17 protein-coding genes and 1 pseudogene are annotated in these 12,800 nt (G+C 42.7%); 12 read left to right on the top strand and 6 right to left on the bottom strand.

Annotation, left to right across the window (positions count from 1 at the left end):
* From DKT75_RS08945 to DKT75_RS08960, 5 genes and pseudogenes are all read left to right on the top strand, one after another.
* Positions 1-598: IS3 family transposase (locus DKT75_RS08945; RefSeq protein ID WP_109823086.1), on the top strand; the 598-nt coding region annotated here is incomplete at its 5' end.
* A 15-nt stretch (positions 599-613) separates the two neighbouring features.
* A pseudogene (locus DKT75_RS22430) lies at positions 614-694 on the top strand (ATP-binding cassette domain-containing protein); the annotation flags it as partial.
* Between the two features lie 135 nt (positions 695-829).
* Entirely contained in the window at positions 830-1,153 is a 324-nt protein-coding gene (locus DKT75_RS22370; protein ID WP_281271410.1) for a hypothetical protein, read from the top strand.
* 128 nt (positions 1,154-1,281) lie between these two features.
* Positions 1,282-1,827 (top strand): GNAT family N-acetyltransferase, encoded by a 546-nt coding sequence (locus tag DKT75_RS08955; RefSeq protein ID WP_109823087.1) that lies wholly within the window; start codon positions 1,282-1,284, stop codon positions 1,825-1,827.
* Positions 1,828-1,941: 114 nt separating this feature from the next.
* The gene (locus DKT75_RS08960) at positions 1,942-2,229 is read left to right on the top strand and encodes a DUF3817 domain-containing protein (protein ID WP_109823088.1); all 288 of its coding nucleotides are present in this window, start codon (positions 1,942-1,944) and stop codon (positions 2,227-2,229) included.
* 58 nt (positions 2,230-2,287) lie between these two features.
* Here DKT75_RS08960 and DKT75_RS08965 read toward each other — a convergent pair whose 3' ends face one another.
* On the bottom strand, positions 2,288-3,433 hold the full coding sequence (locus tag DKT75_RS08965; protein ID WP_109823089.1) for a YHYH protein: 1,146 nt from the start codon (positions 3,431-3,433) through the stop codon (positions 2,288-2,290).
* Positions 3,434-3,672: 239 nt separating this feature from the next.
* Between DKT75_RS08965 and DKT75_RS08970 the strand changes: the two genes are divergently transcribed.
* Genes DKT75_RS08970 through DKT75_RS08980 form a run of 3 tightly spaced genes read left to right on the top strand, consistent with a single transcriptional unit; the run spans position 3,673 to position 4,617 of the window.
* Complete coding sequence (locus DKT75_RS08970; protein WP_109823090.1) at positions 3,673-3,945, top strand: YiaA/YiaB family inner membrane protein; 273 nt, start codon at positions 3,673-3,675, stop codon at positions 3,943-3,945.
* A gap of 10 nt (positions 3,946-3,955) precedes the next feature.
* Positions 3,956-4,411 (top strand): PspA/IM30 family protein, encoded by a 456-nt coding sequence (locus tag DKT75_RS08975; protein ID WP_109823091.1) that lies wholly within the window; start codon positions 3,956-3,958, stop codon positions 4,409-4,411.
* The gene (locus tag DKT75_RS08980) at positions 4,408-4,617 is read left to right on the top strand and encodes a hypothetical protein (protein ID WP_109823092.1); all 210 of its coding nucleotides are present in this window, start codon (positions 4,408-4,410) and stop codon (positions 4,615-4,617) included. The genes DKT75_RS08975 and DKT75_RS08980 overlap by 4 nt, the downstream gene beginning before the upstream one ends.
* A gap of 51 nt (positions 4,618-4,668) precedes the next feature.
* On the opposite strand, the gene DKT75_RS08985 is transcribed toward DKT75_RS08980, so the two are convergent.
* Both DKT75_RS08985 and DKT75_RS08990 read right to left on the bottom strand, forming a co-directional pair.
* Positions 4,669-5,697, bottom strand: a complete 1,029-nt coding sequence (locus DKT75_RS08985; protein ID WP_109823093.1) for a DUF475 domain-containing protein — start codon at positions 5,695-5,697, stop codon at positions 4,669-4,671.
* A gap of 424 nt (positions 5,698-6,121) precedes the next feature.
* The gene (locus tag DKT75_RS08990) at positions 6,122-7,009 is read right to left on the bottom strand and encodes an NAD(P)-dependent oxidoreductase (protein WP_109823094.1); all 888 of its coding nucleotides are present in this window, start codon (positions 7,007-7,009) and stop codon (positions 6,122-6,124) included.
* Positions 7,010-7,302: 293 nt separating this feature from the next.
* Here DKT75_RS08990 and DKT75_RS08995 point away from each other — a divergent pair, with 293 nt between their 5' ends.
* Both DKT75_RS08995 and DKT75_RS09000 read left to right on the top strand, forming a co-directional pair.
* On the top strand, positions 7,303-8,136 hold the full coding sequence (locus DKT75_RS08995; protein WP_109823095.1) for a transglutaminase-like domain-containing protein: 834 nt from the start codon (positions 7,303-7,305) through the stop codon (positions 8,134-8,136).
* Positions 8,137-8,240: 104 nt separating this feature from the next.
* The gene (locus DKT75_RS09000; protein ID WP_109823096.1) at positions 8,241-8,768 is read left to right on the top strand and encodes an aggregation factor core; all 528 of its coding nucleotides are present in this window, start codon (positions 8,241-8,243) and stop codon (positions 8,766-8,768) included.
* A 72-nt stretch (positions 8,769-8,840) separates the two neighbouring features.
* Here DKT75_RS09000 and DKT75_RS09005 read toward each other — a convergent pair whose 3' ends face one another.
* Complete coding sequence (locus DKT75_RS09005) at positions 8,841-10,169, bottom strand: patatin-like phospholipase family protein (RefSeq protein WP_109823097.1); 1,329 nt, start codon at positions 10,167-10,169, stop codon at positions 8,841-8,843.
* 191 nt (positions 10,170-10,360) lie between these two features.
* On the opposite strand from DKT75_RS09005, the gene DKT75_RS09010 reads away from it, so the two are divergent.
* Entirely contained in the window at positions 10,361-10,825 is a 465-nt protein-coding gene (locus DKT75_RS09010) for a hypothetical protein (RefSeq protein WP_109823098.1), read from the top strand.
* A gap of 15 nt (positions 10,826-10,840) precedes the next feature.
* A complete protein-coding gene (locus DKT75_RS21805) occupies positions 10,841-10,996 on the top strand; it encodes a hypothetical protein (RefSeq protein WP_158278820.1) in 156 nt (51 codons plus the stop codon).
* 39 nt (positions 10,997-11,035) lie between these two features.
* Here DKT75_RS21805 and DKT75_RS09015 read toward each other — a convergent pair whose 3' ends face one another.
* Together DKT75_RS09015 and DKT75_RS09020 are read right to left on the bottom strand one after the other, a co-directional pair.
* Positions 11,036-12,199, bottom strand: coding sequence for a GGDEF domain-containing protein (locus DKT75_RS09015; protein WP_109823099.1), 1,164 nt, complete (start codon positions 12,197-12,199; stop codon positions 11,036-11,038).
* An 11-nt stretch (positions 12,200-12,210) separates the two neighbouring features.
* A complete protein-coding gene (locus DKT75_RS09020) occupies positions 12,211-12,786 on the bottom strand; it encodes a putative pterin-binding protein (RefSeq protein WP_109823100.1) in 576 nt (191 codons plus the stop codon).
* Positions 12,787-12,800: the final 14 nt, after the last annotated feature.

Consider the following 12,800-nt stretch of genomic DNA (forward strand, 5'->3'; position numbering starts at 1 on the left):
GCAACCTCCTCACCGCTACGCAAAGGCAGAAAAAGTACACCTAAGCATACCAAATGTGCTTAATCGGCAGTTTCAGCCGAGCAAGCCAAATCAAGTTTGGGCGGGTGATGTCACTTATATTTGGTCGGGTTCAACTTGGTTGTATCTTGCAGTGGTCATTGATTTATATGCAAGGCGTATCGTTGGCTTTGCTACCAGTAAAAGCCCAGATAGCGAACTGACAAAAAAGGCATTAAGAATGGCCTATGAAAGCAGAAGGAAACCTAAACGTATTCTATTTCATAGTGACCAAGGCTGCCACTACACCAGTAAGGCGTACCGTCAATGCCTGTGGCATTTTGGCATGAGGCAAAGCCTTAGCCGACGAGGAAACTGTTGGGATAATTCACCCGTAGAACGGTTCTTTAGAAGCTTTAAAACCGAGTGGATGCCAAAATCAGGTTACGTTTCATTTAACGAAGGTGCTCAGGCGATTACTCAATACATTAATCAGTATTATAATCGTTACCGCCCACATGCTAACAATGGCGGGCTATCGCCAATAATGGCAGAAGAAAAATTTGGATTAACCTCTAAAGAGGTGGCCAGTTTTAGTTGACCACAACAAAGCGGGCTGAAACTATCGGGCGGTCAACGACAGCGACTACTAATAGCTAGAACGATATTACATGACCCAAGCATTGTTATTTTAGATGAAGCAACGTCAGCGCTGGACTCTAAAACGGAGCAAGGTGTGCTAAGGCAGTTGAAGGACATATGGGCCGATAAGACAGTGATTACCATCGCTCATAGACTCTCAACCGTGACTAGCTCTGACAGGATAATTGTGATGTCTAATGGTGAGATTATTGAAGATGGTAGCCACGAAGCGCTGCTTGCACTTCAAGGAAAGTATCATGATTTATGGATTGCACAGAGCAATAATCCTGAGAAGGCACAGCAGGAAAGTAGTCACGTTATCCCACTAAAAACGGAAACAAACGCAGCATTGCTACAGCCTAAGAAGACTGACTTAGAGACGGTGCTAGGAACGGAATTAGTGGGTCGTGAAGGCCTTGTTTACCCACCAGTAATTGGTAAAATCAACACCGTATTGTGGGCAGTGCTGATTGCTTTAGTGCCACTTATTTATTACCTCTACTTTCTAGCTTAATCAGCTTTAAAGCGCTCCAACATGCAACGAAGACCATAAATTGTCACTAACACTTTACAGTAGGTACACTTGCTATAACGTACACAAAGTATTGAGTTTAGTAGACAAACCAAACCTTGACTAATTTTATGATAGAAACCCAAAGAACAACCATCGAAGTATTCTCCGAAAAGCACGCTCCAGTGGTTCTTAACTATTACCTAGAAAACAGAGAGCACCTTTTCCCTTGGGAGCCCATTCGAACCGACAGGCACTTAACCCTAAAAAACTGGACAGGCTTCGGCAAACTGAGCGAACAAGCTTTCAAAATGGGACGCGAGTATAGGTTCGTTGCTTTCACAAAAGATAAGTCACAAGTCATCGGTATCTGTAACTTTACTGGCGTGGTGCGTATGGCATTTCAAGCTTGTTATCTTGGCTACTCTGTTGGCAAAACGTTTGAAGGCAAAGGCTACATGACGGAGATGCTCAATGCCTGTATTTCATACCTCTTTGAGGAAGTTGGGCTGCACAGAATCATGGCAAACTATATGCCGTCAAATAAGGCCAGTGAAGCCGTTTTACATAAGCTAGGTTTTCAGCGTGAAGGCTTCGCTAAGGAATACCTAAACATTGCAGGCAACTGGGAAGACCACATCCTTACTTCAAAAATAAACAGTCGCTTAGAGTCATGACGTCAATAAGCACCATAAAGTAAAACCAAACAGGCTACTTAGTCGGCAACAGTCGCCACGACCCACTCAAACTGCGTAAAATACCTTTCTCACATTTGTTAGAAGGCTTTAGGTTTGAAATATTTCCGAATGATCAGTTTTATAGAAGGCATGTCGTACCTACTCATACTGAGCGTGACGCTTGGGTTTATAAGTAGAGATTATGTGTCTATGCTAGGTATGGGACACGGTGTGCTGTTCATACTTTATGTCGTTCTTTCTCTCCAAGTAACTCATAAAAAAGGCTGGTCTATACTGGTTTGGCTGCTGCTCTTTGTAGCGTCTCTTGTGCCGTTTGCTTTTATAGCGGTCGAAGTGTTTATAAGGAAAGAAATGGCAGGCTCGAAAGCTACTGCTAAGTAATCAAATTATTGACTCATTAAGCGCCCTAACCCACTGGCTAGGGCGCTTATATAACACGTTAGTCTGTTAGCTTTTCAGGTGGTCTGCCAGGGCCACCTTCGCTTCCTGGAGGTGGACCACCAGCATCTTGCGAATCACCTTCAAACGAACCCTTCTCGCCCTTATAACAACTCAAGATCTGGTTCATACCGGGAGCAGATGCATGATAGTGATAACCTCGAACATCATCCGTCTCACCGCCACACTCATCAAGACCTGTAGCTTCTACAGTACTTTTATCTGTCTTCGCAAACAGTGCATAGCCATCTAACGCATAACCAATCATTGGTGAATGACCGCCTTCTTGGCTAACCACTTCAGAGCAACCGTTAGCCGCATGATAGTGATAGCCTTCATGCGGATTTGCGTGTGCGCCACAGTCATCAAAAACACCTAAGGAATGACTTGCAAGAATCATCTCTAGCGGCGCTGGAGGCCCAAGCAGTACACCATTTAAAGCAATACCTGTGTTTTCACGACCTTGAATTTTCGCTATGTTTGCCGCAGGTACGGGGACTTTTGGAATCAATACCGTTTTCTTAACTCCCCCACCAATTTCTTCAAGCGGACACTCTAAACAGAAGTTATTAAAACCAGGAATAGGACGCGGGTCACCGGCAACTTCACATCCTCGTGCACCATTAATAATGGTGACTTTACCAGTCTTGACGTCATACATCTGCCACTCTGTGTCCTTATACAGTGTCGCTAGGTTTTCAATAAATTTTCCGTCTACGTTATAGACCGTGCCTTTTCCATCAATCCAAACCCCACCTTCGTCGGCACCGGATGTAATCGTTGGCGGGCAGTAAGGCCCTTCGGGTGAGGTTTCAGGGTCTGCTGGGGCTCCTGCAATCGTCATACGATAGCAGCTAGTTTTTGTGCCGCCGCTCAGTGTGCAGTCTACGGTTTCAACTTCACCAACCAATGCACCCTCTAAAAATAACGTGGGATCGACAGGTTTATTCTTAACTGCTTTGGTGGCTACGGTCGTCGTTGAGTTCGTCGTCGTTGGATTCGACGTCGCAGGCGCTGAAACTGTCGCTGTTGGTGCAATTGATTCAGCCGTACTACTAGCAGACTTATCCGATGCACCGTTGTCTGTGCAGGCAAAAGCTAGTAACGACATAGCTAACACAGGGAGTAACTTGATATGTTTTGTCATAGTAATAACCTAAAAATCGTAGGGTTTAATAGTACACCAAAACAAGTGACTGCGATCGCTGTTTAAACGATCACTTAACACCTATTTATTCCCTAAAACATCTTTAAGTATCGACATGCAATACCTAAAGGTTTGAAATACTCACCTTCTCCTAACTAGATTGCAGCTATCAATACCTTTCACTAATCTTCACTCATTGAAACAAACAACACGTCATAACGACGTTAGAGGAAGAGATCATGAACGATTCAACTTTACAGCCAAATTCTACAAGCTGGTTATTATTTGTCAGACTAACATTTGGTATCTCAATTGCTGCGATGGCTGCATTTATTTTCTTCATGGAAGGCAACTTATTGATGCGCGGTTACTTAGCGCTTAACTCATTATTTTTGATTAGCTCAACCATCATGATGTCTAAAACAATGCGTGATGAGCACGAAGCACAAAGTCTGATTCATAAGATCAGCGAAGCAAAAACCAACAAAATATTGAAAGAATATACGGACTAAGGTGTAAGAGATGATGAGATTAATACAAAAACTGACCACGGCCATGCGCGGTGGAACACGTGAAATACTGGAAGATGCAGTTGATGCTAATGCACTAACTATCTTATCTCAGGAGATTTATGACTGTGAATCAAGCATGCGGGAGTCTAAAAAACACCTTGCTAACGTGGTCGTTGAAAAGAGTAACTTAAAACGTCAGCTAGACGCTCAAAAGGCTAATGTAGCAAGTAAAGAGGATGCTATTCATAGCAAGTTAACCCAAGGTGATGAAACGGCTGCACTGCAATTGGCAGAAGCTTTAGCGGCACAAGAGACGCTACTGGAGAAGCAGCAAACTCACTTTAACCAACTGGAAGTCTATGAGAACGACTTGCTACAAGCGCTGAAACGGCCACTTATACACTCAGTGAATACCGAACAGAGTTGGGTATGGCGAAAGCCACGCAACAAGCTCAAAACTCCATGAGTAAGCTGTCAGTTCATAAAAAGATACATAACGATAACTTTGCGCTGATGCAAGATTCGGTACAACGTATTCAACAAAAGCAGCAAACGTTTGATGATCAAATACAAGCAATGCAGGACATTGATTCGCATGTAAGAGGTGAGCCGACTCAACAGGAAGTGAGGAGTCAGAAAGCTCAAGATATTCTAGATCGTATAAAGCGTTAAACAGGTACAACAAAACATCCACCCTATTTTATTAGAGTGGATGTTTTGTTGTTAGCTCGCGGTTGCTGCTTTTTCTTTCTTCTTCACGATGACAGAGTGTACAAATGCAATACCGATAAAACTTGCCCCGATTAAACCTGTTAGCACTTCTGGCACATGACCAACCGTTTTAATAAACATGATCGATGCTAAAGCAATGATTGCGTAGAAAGCGCCATGCTCAAGGTAGATGTACTCTTGTAGCGTTCCTTTTTCTACCAGCATGATCGTCATAGAGCGTACAAACATTGCACCTACACCCAAACCAATCGCGATGATGAAGATATCCGTTGTAATAGCGAATGCGCCAATAACACCGTCAAAACTAAATGACGCATCTAGAACTTCTAAGTATAGGAACATTGCCGCACCACTTTTAGCAGCGTGTTCTACGGCACGTTTTTTCTCCATATTTTCCATAAACTCTGTGAGTTTTTCAATCACGAAAAATACTAAGACGCCTGATAAGCCAGCGGTAAGGAACGTACTTGAGTCTTCGCCTGATAGTGCGAAAAAGCCCATCACTAAAACCAATGCAATGGCAAATATGTACGAAGCAAATGGGATGCTGCTTATTTGAGAGACTGGCTTTTCTAAAACAGGAATCCAATGATCTTTCTCGTCATCAAAAAAGAAGCTCAAACCAACCATCATAAGGAAAGCGCCACCAAATGCCATGATAGATACATGTGCAGATGTCATGTAAGCCGCGTATACGTCTGGTTGCTCGACGGCTACCGTGAGTGCGCTCCAAGGTGATAAGCCAGATACAATACTAACAATCGCGACAGGAAAGATGATTCTCATACCAAATACGGCGATGAGTATTCCCCATGTTAAAAACCGGCGACGCCATACTTCATTCATGTCTTTCAACACGGTAGCGTTTACTACAGCATTATCGAAGGATAGCGATATTTCTAAGACACAGAGAATAAGAACGATAACTACAGCTTCTGCACCACCCAGAAAGTATGCGGCGACGACACCTAAAAAGAAGAGTAAAAAACTGCCTTTGTAAAATTTAACGAGGTTTTCCATAGTAACGCGGTACCTTATCCGAGAATTTTATTTCTAATAAAATGTTCATCCATTAACAATTGAAACAACCTTTAAGTTGTTAAATATCAAACGGATTTTTGAGGCGCGATCATCTCAATCTGTTGCTAAAATGTCAACCAGACACAAGGTGGATCGAAACACTAATTATAACCTTTGAGCGTGTAGTTTACTCATTGAAAGATTCAATTCATTACTTAGAAATAAAGCTACTGATATCTTTCGCATCATTGATTTTAGGTTTCTAAGTTTTCAATGTGTCTCTAGTAAACACAAATAATTGGATGCCGAAGTGATCCGTGTTGGCCGTTAGTAAAACGAAACAGCTTGTGTGGGTGGGTACGTTACATTTGAACGATAAAGAAGATTTAATAGAAACCGACGGCTTTAAACCGTCGGTTTTTTATTACTTAGTTAAATCCTTTGCAAAGAAATCAACCATCTCAGAGACCATGTTGTCGCCCATGCCTTGGTCAACAGCCGCCTTAAACGCCTTATTTGTGCTCACAGACATTGTCGTTGTTGTGCCAAGATCTAGTGACATTTGATTGTAGTATCCAACGTCCTTAGCTGCGTTACGAATAGAGAAGCCCAGCTTGCTTGGGTCACCATCAACACCATAAGCTTTAACAAGATCCATCATCACAGAGCGTAGCGGTCCTGCTGCCATGACATCGTACAATGACTCACGAGAAACACCCGCTTGGTCAGCCATTGCAAAGGCTTCTGCCATTGCGCTCGCAGTAGTCATACCGAAGAAGTTGTTAATGAGCTTAATCGCGTTACCAGACCCTAACTCATCCAAGTAAAAGACGTTTTCACCCAAGTCTTCTAACACTGGCTTAATTTTTTCAAATGCTGTTTTATCGCCAGAACACATGATGTTTAACAAACCATCCACTGCCTGTGCCGGAGTTCTACCTAATGGGCCATCAAGGTAAGTGCAACCTGCTGCAGCCACTTCTTCACCCAACGCTTTAGTCGATGCGGGTAATGATGTACCAAAGTCGATAACCACTGTGCCAGGTTTCAGGCCGCTGATAATGCCATCTTCCCCACGCATACGGCCTTCTACTGAGGCTGATGTGTCCATGCACAACATAACAATATCACTGGCTTCAGCAACTGCTTTACCGCTGGTGACTTCAACTGCGCCAGCCGCGACTGCTTCGTCAACTCTAGGGCGAGAAACATTAGCCATGATTGTTAGCGGATACTCTAAGGACTGTAGACGTCCAACCATTGCCGAGCCCATTAAACCAAGCCCAATAAATCCAATATTTGGTTTTGCCATTTTCTTTCTCTCAGTAAAATTGTAAATGTGTGTTGAGACTCGAAACTCGTGCCTCAGTAATAGCTTAAAGACTAGTGTAGTGTATGTCTGATGATAAGTCAGAATGTGTCACAGTAAACAATGTAACAAACTAACACCTGAGTTTATAAATTTTCATGGCTGAATCTCATAGCAATAATTGGCAAACCACACCGAAGCGAGTACGCTGTGAGATACATCGCTTAGGCTAACTTTCTCACCCCTTCCTACCTATGCCTAGAACCAGCGAATCTCACATTTAAGGAACCACGTTTATGCCTATCATTAACGTCTCATCGACTTTGGAATACAATGTCGCAACGCCAACCACTTTTGTATTTAGTGTGGTGCCAGCAGAGACTTCTCATCAGCGTATTCTTCAAGAAAACTTAGTACTCAGCCCAGACCTAGACTATGAGTGGCTTAATGTCGGTAAGGAGAATATGCGTAATATTCGCCTACAGGCTAACCCTGGCAGTTTCCAGCTTGATTACCAAGCCACTGTTGAGTTATCACCTGATGTTGATCATGCCCCTATGATCGATGAAGTAAGCTATCAAACACTACCTGCCGAAGTGCTGGACTACCTAAACCCGAGTCGTTATTGCGAATCAGATCGTTTAGCACTGTTTGCACAAAAAGAATTTGGCGCTCACTTAACGGGCTACTCTCGCGTAGAGGCAATTTGTGACTGGGTTCACAATCAAGTCGACTACGTATCAGGAAGTACTGATGCATCCTCTAGTGCTTGCGATGTGTTAATTAACCGAGCGGGTGTCTGTCGTGACTTTGCGCACACTAGTATTGCTTTGTGTCGCGCCTTAGGTATTCCGGCACGTTACATTTCTGGTTATGCCGTTGACCTTCAGCCGCCTGACTTTCATGGCTTTTTTGAAGCGTACCTTCAAGGTAAATGGTATATGTTTGATGCGACTCGTATGGCACCGCTCAGTGGCTTTGTCCGCATTGGCTTAGGTCGTGATGCTGCTGACGCTTCATTTGCCACCATTGTCGGCTCTGCAACATTAGAAAATATGCAAGTGTCAGCTGTGGTTGATGCTGGTTCTACCGGTAATGAAGCGCCTAATGATGCTATCTCTACGTCATAGTTTGTAACGCTAAGCAAGACAACGGTACAAAAATGGGGGATATCCATGATATCTCCCATTGCTGCTATGGTTAATGGATATTTTGTGATTATCGGAGTGCTATCATGACTAATAAATTATTCTCTTCAGCTTGTGTGTTGATGCTTTTTCTAGGACAGACTGCCCAAGCAAACATTGAAGTCAGCTTCATCGAAAGCGCGCCTAAAGACCGCTTTGTTATCAATAATGTAGGGGGTTGTGCGTTAGACAATCTGACGCTAGATATTGACCTTAGCAAGAGTGCTGGACGCTTAATTTTTGATACAACATCAAGCGGTGCTGGTGTGGAAGTATTTCAGCCATTTGAGGTTCGTGAAGGTGCTATTAAAGTCACGTCACCTGAAGGGGTTAAAGACGGTGATAGTAAACTCTCTATAAGCATCGCAACGCTGCCATCAGGCAAATCAGTCAGTTTTACGATTGATGTGGATGACACGCTCCCAAGAAGTGCGTTGGGAAACATCCGTGTGGCAGGTTCTGAAATTGAAAATGGCATGGTTAAAGTAAGCTCTAAAGACGTTAAGCCCACGACCGCCCTATTTAGTCGTGCGAGTAAAGCAACACTCGTAGTACCGAGCTGTAAAACGTCATAGTCAGCAGTTGTTTTGACCAAATACTAAAAAGCCACATGACAGTCATGTGGCTTTTTTTATGACTTAAATCATCTATTTCGACGCTTTGATATCAGCCATCAATCGTTTGTACTCTGGGTTATCAAACAATAAATCCTCACCCGCTTTAATCAATAAATCAACTTGTGAATCTGGCAAGTTAAAGGTGGTCGGTATTTCGTTGAGTGCTGCACGTGTTTTGGTATTCTGTATTTGAGCAAAATTTAGTTGTATAAAGTAAGGCTCAACTTTCTGCTGTGGTGTTGAAAGCTGAGCAGACCAGCGCAAAATACTCTGCTTCATAATATCGATAGTCGATACATTATAACGTTTCAACTGTACATCACTCGTCGCATTCATAGTTTCAAGGATAGATGGATGAACGTTACTTTTATCCATCGTATTGAGTGGTGTTGCAGCAGCATCCACAGAGATAATAACGAAACGTTTGACAGGGTTAAGCTTCAATATTTCAGCCGTTTTCTTAGCGCCACCGCCGAGTTCTAGCACATCATAAATCGCGCGCAGCCCTAAGTTATCGGTGATACCACCATCGACGAAATGTGCGTATTTATGACCTTTTTTATTACTGTAACTATTCAAACCTTTGATCGTGTACTCTAACTCAGCTTCATTTTTTGAGCGCTCCATTACCCCTTTTAGCCAAGAAGGTCCATCTGCTTTACAGCTGTCATAATTCTTTAAAACGATAGGGTCAAATACAACAGGAACAGCTGCCGACGCTGCTACAGCACGTGCTACAGGGAAAGTACTCAAGTCTGAACACAATAGGTCAAAGTACTCTTGTACAAAAGAAAAGCGAACACCTTTACTAAGATCAGAGGCATTGATCATTATCAACGGCGCATCTGGACGCAGCATGTCAGCAAATGTTGCGTAGTGAAATACTTGCTCTTGATACAGGTCTACGGTTAACTCAGACAAACCACGCTCATCAAACCAGTTAGTCGGGTTAAGCAGTGTTTTCTTTACCCCTCCACTGACGTTGCGACGTAAGAATGCTTTCTCAAAACTAAGAAAGGTATTATCACCATACAGCCCATAATACGCTGCGGTAAAGCTTCCACCAGACACTGAACTAATGCTATCAACTTCGTCTAATAGACGGATGTTTTTACCACCTGATTTGACTGGGGTATCTCTCAACGCTTTCAAAACACCGTAAGACAGTGCTGCGGCTCGCGTTCCACCACCAGAAAAAGCCAAGGCTAATGCGTTATCACTCGTACCGCCTCTGAGTAACTTTGTCATCGAGTAGCCGTTGGCCGTATTGGTTTTTGTTATTGGATCATTTTCGATCAAACCAAACGTGGAGCAACCTGTAAGTGCGACTGTTAAAACGCTGATGATTAAACGCTGCATATGCCTGAGCCCTGATATATGTTCTGTCACTTTATTATAGTCGCTTTACCCTTTTCATTTTAGCTTCATCTGAACATTACATCGTGCATAAGAGGACACTTAGTGGATAGATGCTACTTAATGAAGCTAGATAATATTGGATCTATTAACTATGGTTAGTGATGTCATTTAACAGTTAACGGTATCCTTCAATGCAATTAAAAATACTGACCTTAGCACTCCTTCTTTCCGCAGCGCCTCAGCTATCAATTGCTGCGCCTTCTATTAACACTATGCAGGGTTGCCAAGGTGTTATTGATTTTGTTGATAAAAAGTTGAGTACTGCACCGGCTAAGTATCCGCAAACTGATGTGCAGAGTATCCGTAAAGGGTTAAAAGGCTATAACCAATATATTCAGAAGGACATTGTAACGCCGGGACTGTTGGCTTTTACGAGTGGCGACAAGGCTAAAGCTGATGCACTCCAGGTTCAAGTAAACGCTTATAAAACCAATATTGTGACAAACTTGATGAAACGCTATCCGCAAAACCGTCTGTTTGCAGACCATGCGATCTCTATCAATGACTGTGCGAAAGAAGCGGTACCTGCTGGACAAGCACTGGAAGATTTAAAAGTCGCGCTTCATACGATTATTAAACTCGCTAAGATGGAATAATCTGGAGTGCAAAAAATGGAATTATCGGTCAAGCAAACACTTGAGTCATATCCAGATAGTATTTCCATTTTGTTGAAGCACATTCGGGAACAAATCTTGGCTTCTGCTGAGGAAGCTGGGATTAGTAACGTAGAAGAAACACTGTATAACTATGGAGCTTCGTTACCATAAAATAAAGCACTTACCACTTATGGATGAGTGGTTTTTCGTTTATACAGAGAACGAAGATTCAATAGATTTGGTCTGTGTTTCAACCTTTCTTCTATCTGTATTGAGCCATAAGATGGTTTTTAGTTTCTGATACTTTGCTTCGTACATCGCTCTATCTGCTTGCTCCAACACACAGGCAACATGATTATCACAATTATTCGAAAACACACCTCCTGTACTTACGCTCACTTGTATACTCACACCCTCAATATCGCAAGGCTGTTTAATCGCAAGTAAGAACTCACCATAGTAACGGTTGACCGTTTTTTGATCGGTGGATTCAAAGACACAAAGAAACTCATCACCACCTACCCGACCAGCAATACCATGTTGCCCAAGGGTGCTACCCAGTTGTGACGCAAAGTATTTCAGTAGTTTGTCACCGGCGTGATGACCCAGTTTGTCATTGACCGTTTTGAATTTATTCAGATCAAACGCCAACAATACAAAGGGGCTTGAAGATTCTGACAGGTCCTTCAATGTATTCATCATGAAATCACGACTATGTAGCCCTGTCATCGTGTCATGATCTAACATTTGTTGATTGATCTTCCTTTCATTCAACAGTGCTGAGAGCAAATAACCAAGGTACAGAAAAAAGCAGATGATAAAGAATAAGGGTATGGTCGCCGCTTTTAGAATTGTCGCAGTCGTTTGTCTAGCATACCGACTACTGGAAGAAGCAAGGTCATGAATAAAGTTTCCACGGATAGCATTTTCGTGCTGCTCAAGTTTAACTAGCCATTCTTGCAATGCAATTTTATTGATTTCAGTTTGACCCACGATGATTGGCTCCATGCGCTTCACATCTTCAAATAGACTACCAACCAATACATCTATTTCATTATTATCACGCTCAGAAAGGGAAAGGTCTTTGCGGAAACTGTTCCTTGCAGTGGGAATGCGGCTCCATAAAATATTGTAGGCCAAAACCAAAGATTCAGCGGTCGAAATATCATGGATATAATCCTTTACCTCTACCTTTGTATGAGCAAGTTCTCGGTCAAGTTGCATAACATCCCAGAGTGTTTTTTGCTTACTGTAGGTAACATCTTTGTACGTTGAGACAACATAGCTTCCACTAATAATGATACAAACAATCAATACTGGGCCAAGTAGTGTCAGTAGCACATTGCTGAGTTGATACTGTTGAGATAAATTCATCGTTTAGAGCACTAAATAGTGTTCAGAATAGTGATATCACTTAACTGCCAGATCAGCATGCCATCCACTTCTTTTGATACAACCTTTAAGTCATCTGAAGGCACCATAATCCATAACGGACCTTTATCACGAACAGATAGGCGTGAACCATTTATGCTATGCGCTACGATAGGCCTGAATGACTTAGCAATGGTAAAGTCAACGTCAACAGAGTAATCATTTAGCGCTTTAAGGTTAATCTTTGTCGCATCACCACAGGCAATCTTGATTATATCTTCCAATAGCGGCCCAGTGAAGGTTTCAGCTTCTGCTGACCAGCTGTGATGTGTTTTAAACTGCTGTTGAGGGAGTCCTAGCAGTGAAGTCTCTGACAGTTGTAACGTATTAGTACAGCCACTGTTTGCAGTAGCTTGAATCATCAGCACGGTATCGTCATTTTTCGAAACACTAGACACCACGGGATGACTAGAGCTAGAGAAAAAAGATGGCTCTGGTTGATAGATGTAGTAAGCACCCAGCAGGCTAAATGTAACCACGAATGCAAGTAAGAGGATCAGTTGGTTTGTAGGTTTCTGTTTTAATTTCATGAGGAGTAAAATCC

The sequence above is a fragment of the Leucothrix arctica genome, from assembly GCF_003172895.1.
GTDB lineage: Bacteria > Pseudomonadota > Gammaproteobacteria > Thiotrichales > Thiotrichaceae > Leucothrix > Leucothrix arctica.

Bases quoted from the DNA above. Each gene is read 5' to 3' on its own strand.
- DKT75_RS09005 (WP_109823097.1), bottom strand. From the start codon at position 10,169: ATGCAGCGTTTAATCATCAGCGTTTTAACAGTCGCACTTACAGGTTGC.
- DKT75_RS09000 (WP_109823096.1), top strand. From the start codon at position 8,241: ATGACTAATAAATTATTCTCTTCAGCTTGTGTGTTGATGCTTTTTCTA.
- DKT75_RS08970 (WP_109823090.1), top strand. From the start codon at position 3,673: ATGAACGATTCAACTTTACAGCCAAATTCTACAAGCTGGTTATTATTT.
- DKT75_RS08975 (WP_109823091.1), top strand. From the start codon at position 3,956: ATGATGAGATTAATACAAAAACTGACCACGGCCATGCGCGGTGGAACA.
- DKT75_RS08990 (WP_109823094.1), bottom strand. From the start codon at position 7,009: ATGGCAAAACCAAATATTGGATTTATTGGGCTTGGTTTAATGGGCTCG.
- DKT75_RS21805 (WP_158278820.1), top strand. From the start codon at position 10,841: ATGGAATTATCGGTCAAGCAAACACTTGAGTCATATCCAGATAGTATT.
- DKT75_RS08995 (WP_109823095.1), top strand. From the start codon at position 7,303: ATGCCTATCATTAACGTCTCATCGACTTTGGAATACAATGTCGCAACG.
- DKT75_RS09010 (WP_109823098.1), top strand. From the start codon at position 10,361: ATGCAATTAAAAATACTGACCTTAGCACTCCTTCTTTCCGCAGCGCCT.
- DKT75_RS08980 (WP_109823092.1), top strand. From the start codon at position 4,408: ATGAGTAAGCTGTCAGTTCATAAAAAGATACATAACGATAACTTTGCG.
- DKT75_RS08985 (WP_109823093.1), bottom strand. From the start codon at position 5,697: ATGGAAAACCTCGTTAAATTTTACAAAGGCAGTTTTTTACTCTTCTTT.
- DKT75_RS09015 (WP_109823099.1), bottom strand. From the start codon at position 12,199: ATGAATTTATCTCAACAGTATCAACTCAGCAATGTGCTACTGACACTA.
- DKT75_RS08965 (WP_109823089.1), bottom strand. From the start codon at position 3,433: ATGACAAAACATATCAAGTTACTCCCTGTGTTAGCTATGTCGTTACTA.
- DKT75_RS22370 (WP_281271410.1), top strand. From the start codon at position 830: ATGTCTAATGGTGAGATTATTGAAGATGGTAGCCACGAAGCGCTGCTT.
- DKT75_RS08955 (WP_109823087.1), top strand. From the start codon at position 1,282: ATGATAGAAACCCAAAGAACAACCATCGAAGTATTCTCCGAAAAGCAC.
- DKT75_RS09020 (WP_109823100.1), bottom strand. From the start codon at position 12,786: ATGAAATTAAAACAGAAACCTACAAACCAACTGATCCTCTTACTTGCA.